17 protein-coding genes and 2 pseudogenes are annotated in these 19,047 nt (G+C 63.7%); 4 read left to right on the forward strand and 15 right to left on the reverse strand.

All coding sequences use genetic code 11. The features are described from left to right. Position 1 precedes the first annotated feature (1 nt). The 8 genes from N5A93_RS10570 to N5A93_RS10605 form a co-directional block, all read right to left on the reverse strand. On the reverse strand, positions 2-1,453 hold the full coding sequence (locus tag N5A93_RS10570; RefSeq protein ID WP_268955055.1) for a TadA family conjugal transfer-associated ATPase: 1,452 nt from the start codon (positions 1,451-1,453) through the stop codon (positions 2-4). 19 nt (positions 1,454-1,472) lie between these two features. Further along, entirely contained in the window at positions 1,473-2,702 is a 1,230-nt protein-coding gene (locus N5A93_RS10575) for a CpaE/TadZ family protein (RefSeq protein ID WP_268955131.1), read from the reverse strand. A 264-nt stretch (positions 2,703-2,966) separates the two neighbouring features. Then, entirely contained in the window at positions 2,967-3,617 is a 651-nt protein-coding gene (locus tag N5A93_RS10580; protein WP_268955056.1) for an OmpA family protein, read from the reverse strand. Positions 3,618-3,633: 16 nt separating this feature from the next. Next, entirely contained in the window at positions 3,634-5,037 is a 1,404-nt protein-coding gene (locus N5A93_RS10585; RefSeq protein ID WP_268955057.1) for a type II and III secretion system protein family protein, read from the reverse strand. A gap of 24 nt (positions 5,038-5,061) precedes the next feature. Further along, positions 5,062-5,253, reverse strand: coding sequence for a hypothetical protein (locus tag N5A93_RS10590; protein WP_268955058.1), 192 nt, complete (start codon positions 5,251-5,253; stop codon positions 5,062-5,064). Then, positions 5,241-6,110, reverse strand: coding sequence for a Flp pilus assembly protein CpaB (gene cpaB / locus N5A93_RS10595; protein ID WP_268955059.1), 870 nt, complete (start codon positions 6,108-6,110; stop codon positions 5,241-5,243). Before cpaB ends, N5A93_RS10590 begins: the two co-directional genes overlap by 13 nt. Before the next feature lie 223 nt (positions 6,111-6,333). Continuing rightward, positions 6,334-6,528, reverse strand: coding sequence for a hypothetical protein (locus tag N5A93_RS10600; RefSeq protein ID WP_268955060.1), 195 nt, complete (start codon positions 6,526-6,528; stop codon positions 6,334-6,336). A gap of 145 nt (positions 6,529-6,673) precedes the next feature. After that, positions 6,674-6,889 carry a hypothetical protein gene (locus tag N5A93_RS10605; RefSeq protein WP_268955061.1) on the reverse strand — a complete coding sequence of 72 codons (216 nt, stop codon included), beginning with the start codon at positions 6,887-6,889 and terminating at the stop codon, positions 6,674-6,676. Between the two features lie 457 nt (positions 6,890-7,346). Here N5A93_RS10605 and N5A93_RS19560 point away from each other — a divergent pair. Then, positions 7,347-7,877 (forward strand): annotated as a pseudogene (locus N5A93_RS19560) (lytic transglycosylase domain-containing protein); the annotation flags it as partial. Continuing rightward, positions 7,878-7,982 (forward strand): annotated as a pseudogene (locus tag N5A93_RS19565) (lytic transglycosylase domain-containing protein); the annotation flags it as partial. 100 nt (positions 7,983-8,082) lie between these two features. Here the strand turns inward: N5A93_RS19565 and N5A93_RS10615 are convergent. From N5A93_RS10615 to tldD, 7 genes are all read right to left on the reverse strand, one after another. After that, positions 8,083-8,709 (reverse strand): CoA transferase subunit B, encoded by a 627-nt coding sequence (locus tag N5A93_RS10615; RefSeq protein ID WP_268955063.1) that lies wholly within the window; start codon positions 8,707-8,709, stop codon positions 8,083-8,085. Then, the gene (locus N5A93_RS10620) at positions 8,690-9,484 is read right to left on the reverse strand and encodes a hypothetical protein (RefSeq protein WP_268955064.1); all 795 of its coding nucleotides are present in this window, start codon (positions 9,482-9,484) and stop codon (positions 8,690-8,692) included. The genes N5A93_RS10615 and N5A93_RS10620 overlap by 20 nt, the downstream gene beginning before the upstream one ends. Next, positions 9,481-10,548, reverse strand: a complete 1,068-nt coding sequence (locus tag N5A93_RS10625) for a GSCFA domain-containing protein (RefSeq protein WP_268955065.1) — start codon at positions 10,546-10,548, stop codon at positions 9,481-9,483. Before N5A93_RS10625 ends, N5A93_RS10620 begins: the two co-directional genes overlap by 4 nt. Positions 10,549-10,564: 16 nt before the next feature. Next, positions 10,565-11,260: a CoA transferase subunit A gene (locus N5A93_RS10630; RefSeq protein ID WP_268955066.1), complete on the reverse strand. Its 696-nt coding sequence runs from the start codon at positions 11,258-11,260 to the stop codon at positions 10,565-10,567. A gap of 130 nt (positions 11,261-11,390) precedes the next feature. Further along, positions 11,391-13,913: a type I DNA topoisomerase gene (topA, locus tag N5A93_RS10635; RefSeq protein WP_268955067.1), complete on the reverse strand. Its 2,523-nt coding sequence runs from the start codon at positions 13,911-13,913 to the stop codon at positions 11,391-11,393. 145 nt (positions 13,914-14,058) lie between these two features. Beyond that, on the reverse strand, positions 14,059-15,231 hold the full coding sequence (dprA, locus tag N5A93_RS10640) for a DNA-processing protein DprA (protein WP_268955068.1): 1,173 nt from the start codon (positions 15,229-15,231) through the stop codon (positions 14,059-14,061). Between the two features lie 320 nt (positions 15,232-15,551). After that, entirely contained in the window at positions 15,552-16,976 is a 1,425-nt protein-coding gene (gene tldD / locus N5A93_RS10645) for a metalloprotease TldD (RefSeq protein ID WP_268955069.1), read from the reverse strand. A gap of 195 nt (positions 16,977-17,171) precedes the next feature. On the opposite strand from tldD, the gene coxB reads away from it, so the two are divergent. Both coxB and cyoE read left to right on the forward strand, forming a co-directional pair. Then, positions 17,172-18,014: a cytochrome c oxidase subunit II gene (gene coxB / locus N5A93_RS10650; RefSeq protein WP_268955070.1), complete on the forward strand. Its 843-nt coding sequence runs from the start codon at positions 17,172-17,174 to the stop codon at positions 18,012-18,014. Between the two features lie 80 nt (positions 18,015-18,094). After that, on the forward strand, positions 18,095-19,036 hold the full coding sequence (cyoE, locus tag N5A93_RS10655) for a heme o synthase (RefSeq protein WP_268955071.1): 942 nt from the start codon (positions 18,095-18,097) through the stop codon (positions 19,034-19,036). The last annotated feature ends 11 nt before the right edge of the window (positions 19,037-19,047 follow it).

Raw genomic sequence — 19,047 nt, forward strand, 5'->3', positions numbered from 1 at the left:
GTTACTCCGCTGCGATGGGTTCATAGATGCTGGGGGGCAGGTCGTAGCCCCAGAGGCGGAATCGCTCGGTAAAGTTCGAGCGCACCCCGGTTCCGGTGAAATGACCGATAATCTTGTTCTCGGGTGTCAGCCCGACACGCTGATAGCGGAAGATTTCCTGCATCGAGATCACCTCGCCCTCCATGCCCGTTACCTCGGTGATCGAGGTCATCCGGCGCGAACCGTCCTGCAGGCGCGAGGCCTGCACGATAAGATGCACCGCCGATGCGATCTGCGAGCGCACCGCCTTGAGCGGCATCTCGATCCCGGCCATGGCGACCATGTTCTCAAGGCGGCTGATGGCGTCGCGGGCGTTGTTGGCGTGGATCGTGGTCATCGACCCGTCATGGCCGGTGTTCATGGCCTGGAGCATGTCGATCACCTCCTCGCCGCGCGTCTCGCCGACGATGATGCGGTCGGGGCGCATCCGCAGCGCGTTCTTGAGACAGTCGCGCGGGCTGACTTCGCCCTTGCCTTCCACGTTGGGGGGGCGGCTTTCCATCCGGCCCACATGGATCTGTTGAAGCTGAAGTTCGGCCGTATCCTCGATTGTCAGGATGCGTTCGGCATTGTCGATGAAGGACGAAAGGGCGTTGAGCGTCGTCGTCTTGCCCGAACCGGTACCGCCTGACACGATGATATTCAGCCGCGTCGCCACCGCCGCCTGAAGATAGGCGGCCATTTCCTCGGAAAAGGCGCCGAACCTGACCAGATCGTCAATGCCCAGCTTGTCCTTCTTGAATTTACGGATCGACACCAGGCTGCCATCCACCGCGACGGGGGGCACCATGGCGTTGAAACGCGACCCGTCGGCAAGGCGGGCGTCAACATAGGGGTTGGATTCATCGACCCGCCGGCCCACGGCCGATACGATCTTGTCGATGATCCGCAACAGGTGCTTTTCATCCTTGAAGGTGACGTCGCTCAGTTGCAGCTTGCCGTCGCGTTCAACGAAGATCTGCTGCGGGCCGTTCACTAGGATATCGTTGACGGTGTCGTCCTGGAGCAGCGTTTCCAGCGGGCCAAGGCCGCGGACCTCGTCATAAAGCTCCTGGGTCAGCGTATTGCGGTCTTCACGGTTCAGAACGATGCTGCGCTCTTCAAGGAATTCGCCCGCGATCGAACTGATCTCGGCACGCAGATCGGCCTCGGTTGCGCTTTCCAGCGCGCTCAGGTTCAGGTTGTCCAGAAGCGCACGGTGGAGATCAAGTTTGATCTCGGACAGGCGCTCCTTGCGTTTGCGCTCCTTGTCGGCAGGCTGCGGCACGGCCGCGGGCTCTTGCGGCGCCCGGCGCAGGCTGGCCTTGGCCGCGGGCGCGACAGGCGCTGCTTTCGGGCGCTCCACTTCGGCGCCGGCAGGCGCAAGCGCCGGCTTGGCGTTGCCGGAGGGTGATTTCTTGTATCTCGAGAACATTGGTGTCTACCTTCCTGCCTTAAGCGGCCTCGGCTTCGCTTTTGCCGAGTTCATGCAGCGACGTGGCGAGTTTGGCGATTTCCTTGCGCAGCGGGTTTTTGCCCGCTGCCGACGCCAGCGGCGTGCCGTGATCGCCGGCCTGAGTGACCGCGCGGCCGCCATCGGGCAACTGGACCTCGATCGAGATCTCAAGGCTTTCAGCCAGCCTCTTGACCCGGCTCTTGCCGTTCAGATCGGTGAATTTCGGGGCGCGGTTCAGGCAGAAGCGCAGCTTCTCGGTCGGCAGCTCCTCGGATCGAAGCGCCCGCTTGAAGCGCAGAGCGTTCTGCGCCGAGCGCATATCCAGTTCGAGCGTGGTGAAATAGATCTGCGCATTGGTCAGGACCGTCTCGGTCCATTGCACCAGCGTCGAGGGCATGTCCACCACGACATAGTCAAATCTTGCGCGCGCGTAATCCAGGATGCGCTGCACATCCTGCGGTCCGATCATGTCCAGAGGCAGGATGTCGGGCGGCGCGGTCAAAACCCAGAGCTTTTCCTCGTATTCCGTCAGAGCCTGATGGAACACGTCCTCGTCCATCGAGTCCGTATCTGACCACATCTCGAAGACGGCCTCGCGGCGGGGCAGGTCGAGGTAGGTGCTTACGGCGCCGCTCTGAAGCCCGAAATCCAGGATGCAGACGCGCGGTGGCGCCTTCTTGTCGACCACCGCCAGTTCCCAGGCCAGGTTCACCGCAACGGTTGTCGCGCCGGTGCCACCCGCCAGGCCCTGTACGGCGAGCAAGACGCCATTGCCGTGCGAATCGCCGCCCGGAAATGCGGCGACCGCCGGGCGTTCGGGCTTGTTGCGCAGCCTCTCGATGGCGGCCTCGAGTTCACCTTCGGGCAGAGGGTAGGGCACGAATTCATCCGCGCCCCGGCGCAGTAGTTGGTGCAATGCCGCGGGGCTGACATCCTCGGCGATCAGGATGACCTTGATACCCTTGGCATCGGCCAGCGAAATGATCTCGCCGAGCATGACAAGATCATCCTCGTCGGACTCGTCGATGGCGATGGCGACGAATTCCAGGTGCTCGGCCTCGGGCTGGCTGAAGAAGGCAAGGGCTTCCGAAAAGCCAAGATCGCCCCAGCTCTCACCAAGGGCGCTTTCCATGTCCTCGATCAGAAGATCGAAGTTCTGCACGTCACGGCTGATTGTACAGGCCATGATCGGGCTGGCTTCTGGCCTTGTCGTCTCACTACTCGTCATCATGTTATGATCCCATATTGCAATCGCCACGAAGGTTGCTCCGGGTTCGCCCGGAATCTTTTGACGGCTACGCAGTTCGCGCACCCCCCCAGAAGGGCACGGCACACGACTGCCACCCGGCGACATTCCTTGAAAATCTGGGCAACATTTGGGCTAAAAAAACGTAATTGTGCGGTAAGAAACAACAAAAAGAAAACCCGCCAGTGTGGCGGGTTTGAGTTGGTCCGGCACGCCGGACAGGGAGATTTCGTTACGCGTTGCGGGTCATTCGACCAGGCTTTCGCCGCCCACCATCGTCAAGGTCGACTTGGGGGCCGCGCTTCTGACGTAGTCGCGATAGATCACCTGGGCATAGCGGCCGTCCATTACCGTCGGGTGTGATTTCACGAAGCCCGATACTTCGGTGACGGTGCGGCGATTGCGGCGTTCGCGGCCCTGGGTGACGATCAGGGGCTGCGTTTCGCCATAGGAGGCGACCGCCTCGAGCCGCGAGCGGCTGATGCCCTGGGAGACCAGGTAATTGACGGCCGCATGGGCGCGGCGCAGACCGAGCTGCTTGTTGTATTCTGCCGAGCCGACCTTGTCGGTATGGCCATAGACACGGAATCGCACCTCCGGGAACTGGCGGATCCAGGCGGCCTGTTCGTTCAGCGTGTCGCGCGCGCCGGCGTCGAGCGTGGCGGAGTTGAACGCGAAGTTGACCGTGCTTGCCACCTCCTGCGAGAAACGGTTTGCGAGGTCGTAGACATATTCCTTTTCGCCGGTCATCACGAGGGTGTTGTTCATGTTGGCATTGCCGAATCCGCCGCTGTCGACCATGGCGCCGGCTTCGGAGAAATACGAGCGATAGGTGCCGCTATCGGTGGTGCAGGCCGCGATCGCGACAAGGCTTGCAGTTGCGAGAAAATGTTTCATGAGCCCTGCCTTTCGATCAATCCATCACGTAGCCATAGGAGCCGGTGAAGTCCTGTCGCGCGACTTCGCCAACGGTTCCACCCGCCTGGTTGTCCTTCAACACGCGTCCGTTGAGGAACAGGTCGGCTTCGGATGGGAGTCTTACCCGGTCGGTCGGCAGGGCCAGCGCCTCGCCCCGCGTCGGTGTGACGAGATGGGCGCTGACGATGATGACCAGTTCGGTCTGCGCGCGCTGATAATCCGCGCTGCGAAACAGGGCTCCGAGCACCGGGATGTCTCCCAGCCAGGGCACCTGCCCATTGGTGTCGCGGAAATCGTCCTGCAACAGCCCCGCGATCGCAAAGCTCTCGCCATCGCGCAGCGACACCGTGGTAGAGGTGTCGCGGCGACGGAAGGCGTCGACGGTGAATGCACCCGTATTGATCCCGTTGGTCGGGTCGATCGAAGAGACGGCTGCACCCAGTTCAAGGTTGATGACGCCGTCATCCACCACGCGCGGAATGAAGTTCAGCTCGACGCCGAAGGGCTTGAACTCGATCGAGGTGGTATCGTTGTCCTGCGCGACGGGAATAGGATACTCACCACCCGCAAGGAACTTGGCTTCCTGGCCCGAAAGCGCCGTCAGGTTGGGCTCGGCCAAAGTGCGCACGACGCCCTTCTGTTCAAGCGCCTGCATCAGGATGCCGATTTCCACCGAACCCACATCGAAGCCGAAGAACGCCGCACCGGCATTGTTGCCCGCATTAACGCCGGGGGCGGTGGTTCCGAAGGACGAAAGGTCGCTCCCGGCAAGCGCCGCGCCCCGGCCGGTTGCGCCAAGCGCGTCGACCGCCAGCGAAGTGGATAGCTGCTTGGACACGCTGCGCTGCATTTCGGCAAAGCGCACCTTGAGCATGACCTGCTGATTGCCCGACACCACCATCAGGTTCGACACCCGCTCAGGTGCATAACGCTCGGCCAGCGCCAGCGCGCGCTCCATGCGCGACGTACTTGACACGCTGCCCGACAGCACGATGCCGTCATTGGCCGTGCGCACCTCGATCCGCTCGTTGGGCAGGATCTGCTGAATGCGTTCCTTGAACTCGGAAACATCGGTCGAGACATGAATCTCGACATTCGTGATCAGCTTGCCGGTCTCGTCCAGAAGGGTCAGGGTTGTCCGGCCCGGTGCCTTGCCAAGAATGTAGATGGTGCGATCCGACAGGGTCGAAAAATCCGCGATTCCGGGGTTGGCAATGCTGAGTTCGGCGAAGGGCACATCGCTTTCGACGACGACGGCACGGTTCATCGTGACGACGAGATCACGGTTCGCGCCCTTGCGCACCACTTGTAGATTTTCTGCGTGCAACTCGGTGACAAAATTACTGAAAACAATGGCCAGCCCGAGAAGGGCGGCTCTGAAGAAGCCTGCATTTATCATGTGACCTGCCTTTCCGATCACGCCTCAATTCAACGGGTCTTGATGCCCGCGTTTGACGACACTCTGCGTCAGTTCGCAAAATTTTTCAAGAATCAACGCGGTTTCGCCGAGATTTGTCTGGATTGTGACCCAAATGCTGTCCTTCCATGCGACGCGGGCGCCCGCATTGCGGACGCCCGGCATAATATCTGGGATATTGGCCCTCAGTTCGTGCATGGGATCTCGCTGACGATCACCTCCGAGCCGCGGCGTGTGCGGATCGTGCAGACCTCTTCGCGCTCGGGTTCGGGAGCCACTTCGACTTGTGACAGGCCAAGCAGTCGGCGCTGGTCAACTTCGATGACCTCGGCGATGGTCTCGTCCCGGACGCCGACAAGCGACAATGCCAGCCGCCCTGTAGCCTGAGCCTGTGCAAGGGCCGCGACTTCCTGGGGCTTGGCGGCCACCGTCACGGTGCGCGCGATGGTTGCTCTTGTCGTGTTTTCATCCGATTCCTGGTCGATCGCGATCAGGCGCACGCCGGTCTGGATCAGCTTGGTGACCTCGCCGACCGAGTCCCCCTCGGTGCGTACGCCATTGCCGCGCACATGGCCGGTCCAGTAGATATCGACATGGTCGCCCGGACGCAGGAAACCCGAAACGCCGCTGGCCACATCGACCTTGATGGCGAAGGCCCGCATCCCCGAACCGAGCTGGTCCGAAATACCCGCGTCTTCACCCGGCTTTGTGACCTTGGCTTCCAGGATCGCCTCGTTCTTCTCCATGGTTCGACGCACGGCACGCAGCTCGTCCTTGCCCTTGGGGAAAAGCGCCTCGGGGGTCGTGAATGCGCCCTCAGGCAGCGCATTCTTGGGGAATTTCACCATCCGCACGGCGTCAAGCGGGATCCTGTCGCCATATTTCAAGGGCTTGTTGGCGACCGCCACTTCCACGGTTTCGATCTGCGGCGCGCGCTGAGCGCGCTCCAGCGCCAGCTGCGTCTGGTAGCTTTGAATGTAATTCTTGGCCATGTAGACAGCAAAGCCTGCCAGGCCGAGACCCAGGATGAGTACCAGTCCAAATACCAGTCGCATTGCCCGTCCTTTCTGTTTCTCTCGCCGCTCAGGAGGCAAGGCCCCCGTCGGCGATGTTGATAAAGCAGTTTATTGTGGCGAAATCAGGGAAAGGCGATGATTGTTTCGCGATCATCCGCGATCTCCGGGCCGTCTTCGGTTCATGACGCCGGAGATCAAAAAAGGCCGACGCGCGCTTGCATCAGCCGATCTTGTCAGGCGTGCAACCCGCCCCGCGTTCCGGTCAGTCCAGAACCAGTTGTCTGACTTCCGCATTCGCCATGGAATCCGAAAGCTTCTCGCCCAAGGCGCTGTTTCCGTTCAGAAGAACGGCGACCACCCCAACCCCAAGGCCAACGACGGTGGCTGTCAGGACCACCCAGTCGACGGTCACGGCGCCTTCGGTGTTCGAGGCAAACGTCTTGAAGAACTTGGTCATGGCACGTTCCTTTGGTCTTGGGTGCGCCGTTTGCCTGCCGTATTCAGCTGCCCGACGTTTGATGGCTCTTAAAAAATCTGGCCGCAAAGCGTCGTTTGCGGCCAGATTTGCGTATCGTATGCCGGCTGACGTTCGATCAGCCGCCTTATTCGGTTGTGGTGCTCTGGCCCAGCGTGCCAAGGCTGATGACGCTGCCGCCGCTCAGCGCGGTCTCGACATTGCCTGCCAGGCTGTCAACGCCACCTTTCACGGTGGCAACGCCGGCAACGCCCAGGCCCACGACTGCTGCGGTCAGAACGACCCAGTCAACTGTCACGGCGCCGTCGTCTTCTTTGCAGAAATTGTTGATGAACTTGATCATGATTGGTCCCTCCAAAGGATCAGTGTGCTACAGGTTACAACCGCTTGAACCTTCTCAAGGCCGCCTCTCTCTTGGCCCTGTGCCCTTGCGGTATGACCACATAAAGCCCTTCAATTCAGGCAGGAATTTGGCGCGATTAGAACGTTTTTAGTGAATGACGATTTTTTCTGAGGTATGGCTCTTAAATAGCTGATTTATAAACACTTAAAATGTATACTGTTTGATTTTGGGTGTTGATTTCGGGTGAATTCGGGCTGCTTTGGGGGGATGGTGTTTCTTTATTCCAGACAATTCTGGAAAAACCCGCGTTCTTTTGCGATACTCCTCTTCAAAAGAAGTGGCAGAGCAGAACAAGCCCATGAAAATCATCGCACTCCTCGCTTTGGGCGTGGCGGTCTGCCTGCCCATTCCGGCGCAGGCCGGCGATCCGCCGCCATTTCCCGAGTTCACCTTCAAGATGAGCAAGCCGCCCAAGGCCGGAACCGGAAAACGCATCACTGTGCAGATTGAACCCGAGCCGGATGGTCCGCGCGCAAACGAGACGGCAATTCCAGGGTCGCCCGATGCGCCCGATGCGCCGGTCTCCAGCTATGCATGGTTCTGGGACAGTGTCTCGCCCGCGATCGAGACCGACGGCACCGCACGGCTGCGCGAGGCGCTGCTCAATCTTTCGGGCGGTCCGGGGGGCGCATCGGTCAAGGGGCCGCGTCTGCAGACCATTCAGGGCATCGCGCGTTCCGAGGGGGAACATGTGCTGCGCGCGACCATCGGCACAAAGGTATCCCCGGCGCTCGTTCTTGCGGTGATAGCGGTGGAATCCGGCGGTCGGCGCAGCGCCGAAAGCCACAAGGGCGCGCAGGGGCTGATGCAGCTCATGCCCGATACCGCGCGCCGTTTCGGGGCGGATGACAGCCTGTCGCCCGCGCAGAACATCCGCGCGGGCGTGGCTTATCTTGATTGGCTGCTGGCCGAATTCGGCGGCGACGCGGTGCTGGCGCTGGCCGGTTACAACGCTGGCGAGAACGCGGTGAAGGCCCACAAGGGCGTGCCGCCATTCGCGGAAACGCGCGACTACGTGCCCAAGGTGCTGGCTGCCTTTCAGGTAGCCAGCGGGTTGTGCAAGACGCGCCCCGAGCTGATCTCGGACGGCTGCGCGCTCAACCTCGCGATGAACTGAACCCCGGTCGGGGCGATCAGACGATCTTCGCTTCGGTGGCCGCGCGCAGCTCCTCCTCGGTGACGCCGGTTGCGCACTCGACGATCTTGAGGCCTCCGTCGACCACATCCAGTACGCCCAGATTGGTGATGATCCGGTTCACCACGCCGGTCCCGGTCAGTGGCAGGGTGCATGCCTTCAGCAGCTTGCTGTCGCCGTGCTTGTTGGTGTGATCCATCACCACCACCACGCGGCGCACGCCTGCCACCAGGTCCATCGCGCCGCCCATACCCTTGACCAGCTTGCCTGGGATCATCCAGTTCGCGAGGTCGCCATTCTCGGCCACTTCCATCGCGCCAAGGATGGCCATCGCGATCTTGCCGCCGCGGATCATGCCAAAGCTGGTGGCGCTGTCGAAATAGGATGTATGGGGCAGTTCGGTGATGGTCTGCTTGCCCGCGTTGATCAGGTCTGGGTCGACCCCGTCCTCGGTGGGGAAGGGACCCATGCCCAGCATCCCGTTCTCGGATTGCAGCGTCACATGCACGCCCTCGGGGATATAGTTGGGCACCAGCGTCGGGATCCCGATGCCGAGATTCACATAGGTGCCGTCTTCCAGTTCCTGCGCTGCGCGCGCGGCCATTTCATTGCGGTCCCAAGCCATGGTCATACTCCTTTCGGGGTGAGTGAGGGCGGCATTCGGGCGTGAGGCCCAGCCATTGCCGTGCGAAGGCTTCGAAATGGGCGAAGCCGTAGTCGGAATTCATATGCGTGTAATCGGGTGCTGCCGGGGTCTGGTCCGGCCCGAGGGTATGGGCGCGCGCATAAGCGGCGGCGCTGCGGCCGGGACTGGCGATCAGGTGGTCGGGCTGTGGCATGTAACCATAGGGTAGGCCTGACATGTGATAGGCGACCGTTTCGGACCAGAGCGCGATGAGTTCGGCAGCGGCAGGGTGATGCAGCCACCCGGCAGCCTGTTCCGGCAGGTCAGCCGCCCCGTTGGCGGGAAACGGCGCTGGCGCCACGATGCAGCGGGGATCGCCGCGCAGGAAGCGGGCAAGTTTCTGACAGTAGCGCTCGATCCGGAAAACCAGGAATTCTTCCAGAAGCGTCAATGAAACGCTTCGGTCGCGCCCGCACGCGGGGAGCCCCAGAATATCGAAATCGCCGATCATGCGGCTCAAACCGCTGATGGCAAAGCTCTGACCGGTCAGAAGGATGTGATCCTTCTCGCTCAGGTCGATCCGATCGGGCAGGCCCTGGGCGGCGGGCTCGCGGGCGATCAGGACGCCGCTTTCGTCATAATGACATGAGGCGAAGCTGTGGCGCGGCAGGGCGAAGAAGGACAGCTCCAGCGTGGGAAACGCCGCCTCGATCGCCTCGCGCGCCAGCATGTAGGCACCGATATGCGAATTGCCGATGATCGCCACGCGCGTCATTTGCGGAACGCCTCCAGCAGGATTTCCTCGCAGATCGTATCGTCGTCGACGGGTGCCGGGACCGGGGCCGGGGGGATGGCGGAGCTGTCGTCAGCGCCCTTTCCGGCCGTGTCGCCCGCGCCAAGCGCCAGCGAGAACGCCCTCAGCACTAGTTGCACGCCCTCATCCGTGGGCTGGCGCGCGAACTGATCCAGGTAGGGACCGCGCGCAATGGTGGTGGTGACGATCTCGTAGGCGGGGAAATAGTCGAAATCGGGATCGCTCATCTGCAACTCGCCGCAGACCGCGCGCAGCACCGCCTTGGAATAGGCGGTGGCCGAGGCGACATGATCGCCGCCCGCCGTCGCCACCAGCGGCACCGGCGACACCGTCAGAACGAAACGCGCGGGCAGTCCCGCGGCGCGCAGCCGGTCGCGGCTGGCCCTGAGGTCCTCCAGAACCTCGGCGTGGGTGAAATTGTGGAATGTCTCGCGCGCGGGGTCGTGATCGCCCGCCACCGTCCCCGGCGCCGTGGGCAGGGAGTAACCGCTGGCGTTGTCGATCCAGCTTTCGGTCAGACCCAAGGTCAGGATGATGCATTCGGCGCTTTCCAGCACCGCGCGCACCGCCGCAAGATGTTCATTGCGGCTTTGTGCGACCTCGTCGGGATGGCCCAGCCCCTCGGGTTCGACCGTCGGGCGCAAAGCATCGAAGAACCGGCCGTCCCTTTCCCAGATCGGAGCGGGCACGGGCGCAGGGGACAATGCCTGTTCGATCAGCTGGCGGAACTGGCGCGCGGTATAGACATTGCCATAGCGTCCCGAGAACAGGTTATAGCCGAAGCGATGGCATAGCCTTGTGGGCAGATGCGCGGACATGTCCTCGCCTTGCAGCACATGCCAGCCGCCACGCACCAGCGCGCGATGCAGATGCTGGGCAAAGCAGCTTCCGATCGTCATCAGCGCGGTCTGGCGCGTGATCCCCGCCTTGGGCGCCCAGAGCTGCGCCAGTGACGCGTCATCGTCGCGCCCGACGCTGCTGCGCCAGAAGGCCCGGTCCGGCAGATCCTGATAGGGCGAACGCATCCCCGCCGCCCCCGGCTCAGGCCGCGCGGGTGGTGCGTTGCTCGATGCGCTTCTCGTGCTCGCCCTGGATCAGGCGGTGCACATAGATGCCGGGCAGGTGGATGTGATCGGGGTCCAGTTCACCGGGTTCGACGATTTCCTCGACTTCCATCACGCAGACCTTGCCGCACATCGCTGCGGGCGGATTGAAGTTGCGCGCGGTCTTGCGGAAGATCGCGTTGCCGGTGGTGTCGGCCTTCCAGGCCTTCACGATGCTGAGATCGGCGAAGATGCCGCGCTCCAGAACATAGGTCTCGCCGTCGAAATCCTTGTGTTCCTTGCCCTCGGCCACCTGCGTGCCGACGCCGGTCTTGGTATAAAAGCCCGGAATCCCCGCGCCCCCGGCGCGCATCCGCTCGGCCAGCGTGCCTTGCGGGTTGAATTCCAGCTCCAGCTCACCGGACAGATACTGGCGCATGAATTCGGCGTTCTCGCCCACATAGGAGCTGAGCATCTTGCGGACCTGGCGGGTCTGCAACAGGATGCCGATGCCGAAATCGTCGACGCCCGCATTGTTCGAGGCGAAGGTCAGATCCTTGACGCCGCTATCCTTGATCGCCTCCAGCAACAGTTCCGGAATGCCGCACAAGCCAAAGCCGCCCGCGGCGATCAGCATGTCGTCGCGCAAAAGTCCGTCCAGGGCCTCGGTCGCATTGCCATAGACCTTTTTCATCACGGGATCCTCCTCGAAAACCTGTCTGCCCACGGTATGGGGTGGGAGGCGGGCCAAAGTCAACGACCCCGGCCCGCAAATCGGCCCCAATAGGGTTACTACGTATGGCGTTACGTAGCAGGGAGCGTCGTCATTTCTTGGCCGCGGCCTTCTTGCGGGGGGCGGCCTTGGCGCGGCCCTTGCCCTTCTTGCCGGCCTTCTCAGCGATCAGCTGCACGGCCATGTCCATCGTCACGTCCCCGGGGTCGGTTCCCTTGGGCAGGGTGGCGTTGATCTTGTCCCATTTCACATAGGGGCCATAGCGGCCATCCATCACGTTCACCGCGCCGCCGCTTTCGGGATGATCGCCCAGTTCCTTGAGCGGCTTGGCCGTGGCGCGCCCCTTCCCGCGCGAGGCGGCCTTCTTGGCCAGTTCCTCGACCGCGCGGTTCATGCCGATGGTGAAGACGTCATCGGGGTCCTTCAGATTGGCGTAAAGGCGGCCATGTTTCACATAGGGGCCATAGCGCCCGATCCCGGCCTCGACCGGCTCGCCATCCTCGGGATGCGGGCCGATCTCGCGCGGCAGGCTCAGCAGCATCAGGGCCTTTTCCAGGTCCATGTCGTCGGGGCTCCAGCCCTTGGGCAGGCTGGCACGGGGTGGCTTCTTGTTTTCCTCGGTGACTTCGCCGCGCTGCACATAGGGGCCGAACCGGCCCGAGCGCAGGCTGATCTCGTCGCCGTCATCCTCACCCAGGACCCGGTCGCCGCCCTCGGCCCCCTCGCCGCCGATCGGGCGGGTGTAGCGGCATTCGGGATAGCGCGAACAGCCGACGAAACCGCCGGTGCGCGAGGTCTTGAGGTGCAGGCTGCCTTCGCCGCAAAGCGGGCAGGCGCGCGGATCGCTGCCATCCTCGCGCGGCGGATAAAGCTGCGGCGCAAGCGCATCGTCGAGAATGTCCAGAACCTCGGTGATCCTCAGTTCGGACGTTTCGGCGATCGCCGCCGAGAAATCGCGCCAGAACCGGTTGAGCACCTGCTTGTAATCCACCTCGCCGGCGCTGACCTTGTCCAGCTCGTCCTCGAGATTGGCGGTGAACTCGTAGCCCACATACTTGCGGAAGAAGTTGAGCAGGAAGATGGTGACGATCCGGCCCTTGTCCTCGGGGATCAGGCGGTTCTTGTCCTTGCGGACATATTCGCGGTCCTGGATCGTGGTGACGATGCTGGCATAGGTCGAGGGGCGACCGATGCCAAGCTCTTCCATCTTCTTGACCAGCGTCGCCTCGGTATAGCGCGGCGGCGGCTGGGTGAAATGCTGCTCGGGGGTGACGCCGCGCTTCTCGGCGGGCTCGCCCTGGGTGATCTGGGGCAGGCGCTTGTCGTCGTCATCGACCGCCTGATCGTCGCGCCCCTCTTCATAGATGCGCAGAAAACCGTCGAACAGCACCACCTGCCCGGTGGCGCGCAGCTCGACCTGGCCGTCGCGGCTGCCGATATCGACGGTGGTGCGCTCCAGCCGTGCGCCTTCCATCTGGCAGGCGAGGGTGCGTTTCCAGATCAGGTCGTAAAGCTTGCGCTGATCGGCATCGGTGGTGCGGATCGCCTTGGCATCGCGCGTCATCTCGGTGGGGCGGATGCATTCATGCGCCTCTTGCGCGTTCTTGGCCTTGTTCTTGTACATGCGCGGCGATTTGGGGACATAGGCTTCGCCGAAACGGTCCTTGATCGCGTCGCGCGCGGCCATCACGGCCTCGGGGGCCATGTCGATGCCGTCGGTCCGCATATAGGTGATGTAGCCCGCCTCATAGAGCCGCTGCGCGGCGCTCATTGTCTGGCGCGCGCCCATGCCGAACTTGCGGCTGGCCTCCTGCTGGAGGGTGGACGTCATGAAGGGCGGGGCGGGATTGCGCGAGGCGGGCTTGGCCTCGACCGACTTCACGCTCATGTCGCGCGACTCGATCGCCTGCACCGCCAGTTCCGCCTGGGTGCCGTTTTCGAGGTCGTAGCGTTCCAGCTTCTTGCCTGCCAGAACTGTCAGGCGCGCTTCGAATTCCTGCCCGCGCGGGGTGGCCATCAGGGCCTTCACGGACCAGTATTCACGGGCGCGAAACGCCTCGATCTCCATCTCGCGCTCTACAATCAGACGCAGGCAGACCGATTGCACGCGCCCGGCGGATTTCGCGCCGGGCAGCTTGCGCCAGAGCACCGGGCTGAGGTTGAACCCGACAAGGTAATCCAGCGCGCGGCGCGCCAAGTAGGCTTCGACGAGGTCGCGATCCACGTCGCGGGGGTTCTGCATCGCCTCGGTCACGGCGGTCTTGGTGATGGCGTTGAACACCACGCGGCTGACCTTGGTGTCGGCCTTGATCACCTTGCGCTTGCGCAGCGCCTCTTCCAGGTGCCAGCTGATCGCCTCGCCCTCGCGGTCGGGGTCGGTGGCGAGGATCAGGTTCTGGTCATCCTTGAGCGCGTCGGCGATCGCCTTGACGTGCTTGCGCGAGTCGTTTCCGATCTCCCATTTCATGTCGAAATCATGTTCGGGATCGACCGAACCGTCCTTGGCGGGCAGGTCGCGCACATGCCCGTAAGACGCCAGAACCGTGTAGTCGGATCCCAGATACTTGTTTATTGTCTTGGCCTTGGCCGGGGATTCGACAACGACGACGGGCATGGAGACTCCTTTCGACTCGGGTCGAGACTTATGGCGGCGGACCATGTGGGCTTACAAGAGGCTTTGTCAATGCGCCCCGAGGCAGCGACAGCCTTGCGGGTGCTGGCAAAGGGTTGTTGATCGCGCGCAGGGGCGTGGGGCGGGATCAGACCCGCGACAACAGGCCGCCGGGCTGGCGGCGGATTCGCCCGTCCAGTTCGAGGTCGGTGAGCACCGGGGTGACGGCATTGGCGGGCACGGCAAGGTCGCGGATCAGTTGATCCTCGGCCAGAGGAGAGGGGCCGAGCCGGTCCAGAATCCGGCTGTGCAGCAGGGCCGTGTCGCGCAGGCTGCGGCTGTCGCGCGGTGGCGCGGCAGGGGGCGCGGGCAGGGCCGGGGCCGGTGATGCGAGCGGCATCTCGGCCTGTGCCGCGGCGGGGCGCGCGGCGGCTGGCAGCGCCTCGGTCACGTCGGTGGCGCGGCGCACCAGAAGGGCGCCGTCGCGGATCAGCATGTTGCACCCGGCGGCGCGGGCATCGAAGGGGTGGCCGGGCACGGCCAGCACCTCGCGCCCCTGATCAAGCGCCATGCGCGCGGTGATCAGCGAGCCGGATTTCGCGGCTGCCTCGACCACCACAACGGCCTTTGAGATACCGCTTATGATCCTGTTTCTGCGGGGAAAATGGCGCGCCTGCGGGGCCATGCCCATGGGCTGTTCGGACAGGCGCAGGCCGGTCTTGGCGATGTCCTCGGCAAGGCGCGTGTTTTCGGCCGGGTACATCACGTCGACGCCCCCGGCCATGATGGCGACGGTGCCCGCTTCGAGGGTGGCGGTATGAGCGGCGGTGTCGATGCCGCGCGCCATCCCCGAGACCACGACAAGCCCCTCGGCCGCCAGATCGGCGGCCAGCGCGCGGGCCATGCGCAGCCCCAGCGACGAGGCGTTGCGCGCGCCCACCAGCGCGATCATCGGGCGCTTGAGGATATCGGGATCGCCGATCGCCCAGAGGAGCGGCGGCGCATCGGGAATCTGTTGCAGATCAGTGGGGTAGCCGGGTTCGCCCATGCAGATCATGCGCGCATTGGCGGCCCTGGCGGCACGCAGTTCGGCCATCGCGACCGCCTCGGGGCAGGGGGTATAATCCTGAACCCCGGCGGCGCGGGCGACCTCTGGCAGAGCCGCGAGCGCGGCATCCGCCGAGCCATGTTCGCCCAGGAGCCGCAGGAAGGTCGCGGGACCGACCCGGCGTGAGCGCAAGAGGCGAAGCCACGACACCCGATCATCTTCCGTGGTGGGTGGGAGTGGGGGGTGAGTGGAAGGATGTGGGTCTTCAGACATCGCCGCTCCGCCTGCTTGCAAACCCACTATGCGCAGCGCTGGTTAATGGCTGGTAAACCGAAATTGGACGAGTCGCGATTATTGACGAGAATTATTTCAACATGTTGATATTGCGAATTAATTATTTTTCCCGACCCTATGGAAACGCTGTCGGTATCGCCTCGGCATTGCATCGGTATCGCGTCGGTGCGGATGTCGGCGGCCGTGCAGGGCGGGTGAATCGTGAACAGGGCGCGCGCCGGGGCAGGGCATCCGCACCGATATCCGCCGTAGTCTGGCGGGTTGGCGCGTGATTCAAAGGGCGCGAGCAGGCGCGACCTTCAGCCCGCCGCCGAGCCGCCCACCGTGAGGCCGCCGATCATCACCGTCGGCTGGCCCACGCCCACCGGCACCCATTGGCCGGCCTTGCCGCAATTGCCCATGCCCGGATCAAGCGCCATGTCATTGCCAAGTGCGCGGATCTGCTGAAGCGCGGTGGCGCCATCGCCGATCAGCGTCGCGCCCTTGACCGGTGCGCCGACCTTGCCGTTCTTCACGCGGTAGGCCTCGGTGCAGGAAAAGACGAACTTGCCGTTGGTGATATCCACCTGCCCGCCGCCAAAGCCCACCGCGTAGATGCCGTCATCAAGATCGGCGAGGATGTCGGCGGGGTCGGCATCGCCGCCCAGCATGTAGGTATTGGTCATGCGCGGCATGGGGGCGTGGGCATAGCTTTCGCGCCGCCCGTTGCCGGTGGGTTCGACCCCCATCAGGCGGGCGTTCTGGCGGTCCTGCATGAAGCCCACCAGAATGCCATCCTCGATCAGGGTGTTGCGGGCACTGGGCGTGCCCTCGTCATCGACGGTGATCGAACCGCGCCGGTCGGGAATCGTGCCATCGTCCAGCACCGTGACGCCGGGCGCCGCGATGCGCTGGCCCATCAGCCCGGCAAAGGCGGAGCTGCCCTTGCGGTTGAAATCCCCTTCAAGCCCGTGGCCGATGGCCTCGTGCAGCAGGATGCCGGGCCAGCCGGGGCCAAGCACCACGTCCATCACCCCCGCCGGGGCGGGTTCGGCGCGCAGGTTCACCAGCGCGATGCGCAAGGCCTCCTGCGCCTTGGCCTGCCAGTCGGCGGGGTCGATCAGCCCGTCAAGCCCGACCCGTCCGCCGCCCCCCGCCGTGCCGGATTCGCGCAGCCCGTCCTGTTCGACGATGACCGAGACATTGACCCGCACCATCGGGCGGGAATCGGTGACCTCGCTGCCATCGGCACGCAGGATCACCACCTCCTGATGCGAGGCCGCCAGCGAGGCGGTCACCTGCACCACCCGCGCATCGAGGCCGCGCGCGAAGGCGTCGATCTCGCGCAGGGTCTCGAGCTTGACGGGGAAATCCGCGCCCGCGATCGGGTCGGCATCCGTATAAAGGTGGCGATTGGTGCGTGGCGGGGGTGGCGCCATGGTGCCGCCGCCATCGCCCACCGCAAGGCGCGCGGTCTCGACCGCGCGGGTCAGCGCGGGTTCGGAAATATCCGAGGAATGCGCATAGCCCGCCACCTCGCCGCGCACCGCGCGCAGCCCGAAACCCTGCGCGGCGTCAAAGGAGGCGTTCCTGACGCGCCCGTCATCGAAGACCAGCGATTCCGACTGGCGGCGCTCCAGAAACAGCTCTCCGTCATCGGCGCCGGCGGTCGCCTCGCGCAGTCGTGCAAGGGCGGCGTCGCGGTCGAGCATCGTCTCGAAGGGGCGAAAGGCGGCGTCGGTCATGATGGGTCTTCCTTGATGGGGTGCGACATTGGAATTTGATCTGAATCAAAAAAAGCGTCCGTTTGCCGCAACGGTCTTTCTTGTCTGCTGTGTCAGAATATGGTTTCTAGCGTCGGTGAAACAACGGGATTCCGCGTTTGCCGGATCCGACGCTGTGAAATACAACACGACCGCTTCAACCGATCAGGGTGCAAAATGCGACGATTCCTTAGCCTATTGGCCGCGATGGCCGCCGTTTCCTTCAATCCCGCGCATGCGCAGGAGGGTCTTGAAATCATCGGCGCGCCCAAGGATGGCGGCATGGGCTTTCAGCCCGCCGCGACCGAGCTGGCCCGCGACCTGCAATGGCTGGACGGGATGATTCTGGTGATCATCACCGCGATCACCATTTTCGTCTGTGTCCTGCTTGCCATCGTGATCGTGCGCTACAACCGCCGCCGGAACCCGGCTTCGGCCAGCTTCACCCACAATTCACCGCTCGAGATCGCCTGGACGGTGGTGCCGATCGTGATCCTGGTCTTCATCGGTGCGTTCTCGCTGCCGGTGCTGTTCAAGCAGCAGGAGATGCCCGAGGCGGACATCAACATCAAGGTGACCGGCTATCAGTGGTATTGGGGTTATGAATACACCGACCACGATTTCGCCTTCGACAGCTTCATGCTGGCGCGCGACGAGCTTGAGGAATACGGCTACAGCCAGGATGAATACCTGCTGGCGACCAATACCGCCGTCGTGGTGCCGGTGAACAAGACCGTCGTCATGCAGGTGACCGGCGCGGACGTGATCCACAGCTGGACGATCCCCGCCTTCGGCGTCAAGCAGGACGCGGTGCCGGGCCGTCTGGCAGAACTGTGGTTCAACGCCGAGAAAGAAGGCATCTATTTCGGCCAGTGCAGCGAGCTTTGCGGCAAGGACCATGCCTATATGCCGATCACCGTGAAAGTGGTGAGCCAGGAGGATTACGACCGCTGGCTGGACGGCGCGATCAACGAATACGCGGGCACGCCGCGCGCGGTGCAGGTGGCTTCGGCCGACTGACATGACAGCCGGGGGCGCGGTGATGCGCGCCCTCCAGCATCCGCAGCGATGCCTGACACGATCCGAACCCGGAGACCAGGATGAGCGACGCAAGTCTCAACACAGTGACCAGCCAGACCGGCGAAGCGGGCTTTGGCGATTACTTCGCGCTGCTCAAGCCGCGGGTGATGACGCTGGTGGTGTTCACCGCCCTGGTCGGCCTGTTGGCCGCGCCGGTCGGGGTGCATCCGGTGGTCGGCTTTGCCGCGATCCTGTTCATCGCCGTGGGCGGCGGCGCGTCCGGCGCGCTCAACATGTGGTGGGATGCCGATATCGACCGGGTGATGAAGCGCACGCGGTCCCGGCCGATCCCGGCGGGCACCATTTCGGCGGACGAGGCATTCGCCTTCGGAATCGCGCTGGCGGGGTTCGCGGTGGTGATGCTGGCGCTGGCGACCAATCTTGTCGCGGCGGGGCTGCTGGCCTTCACCATCTTCTTCTATGTCGTCATCTATTCCATGTGGCTCAAGCGATGGACGCCGCAGAACATCGTGATCGGCGGCGCCGCCGGGGCGTTTCCGCCGATGATCGGCTGGGCCGCCGCGACCGGCTCGGTCAGCGTGGAATCGGTGCTGATGTTCGCGCTGATCTTCATGTGGACGCCGCCGCATTTCTGGGCGCTGGCACTGTTCATGCGCTCGGATTACGAGAATGCGGGCGTGCCGATGCTGACCGTCACCCATGGCCGCCGCGTCACCCGCGTGCATATCCTGATCTACACCATCCTGCTGGCGGCGCTGGCGGTGGGCACGGGCTTTACCGCCGTGGGCGGGCCGGTTTACCTGGCGGTGGCCGTGGTGCTGAACCTGATGTTCCTGTTGGGCGCGCTGCGCATCTGGCGGCGCGACGAGGTCGCGGCCGAGGCCGATGCCTACGCTGTCGAAAAGCGCTTCTTCCGCCTGTCGCTTTACTATCTGTTCCTGCATTTCGGGGCGATCGCGCTGGAAGCGGCGCTGGTGCCCTACGGGCTGGGGGGCTGGTAAGCGCATGAGCT

It is taken from the genome of Roseovarius salincola (assembly GCF_026891095.1).
GTDB lineage: Bacteria > Pseudomonadota > Alphaproteobacteria > Rhodobacterales > Rhodobacteraceae > Roseovarius > Roseovarius salincola.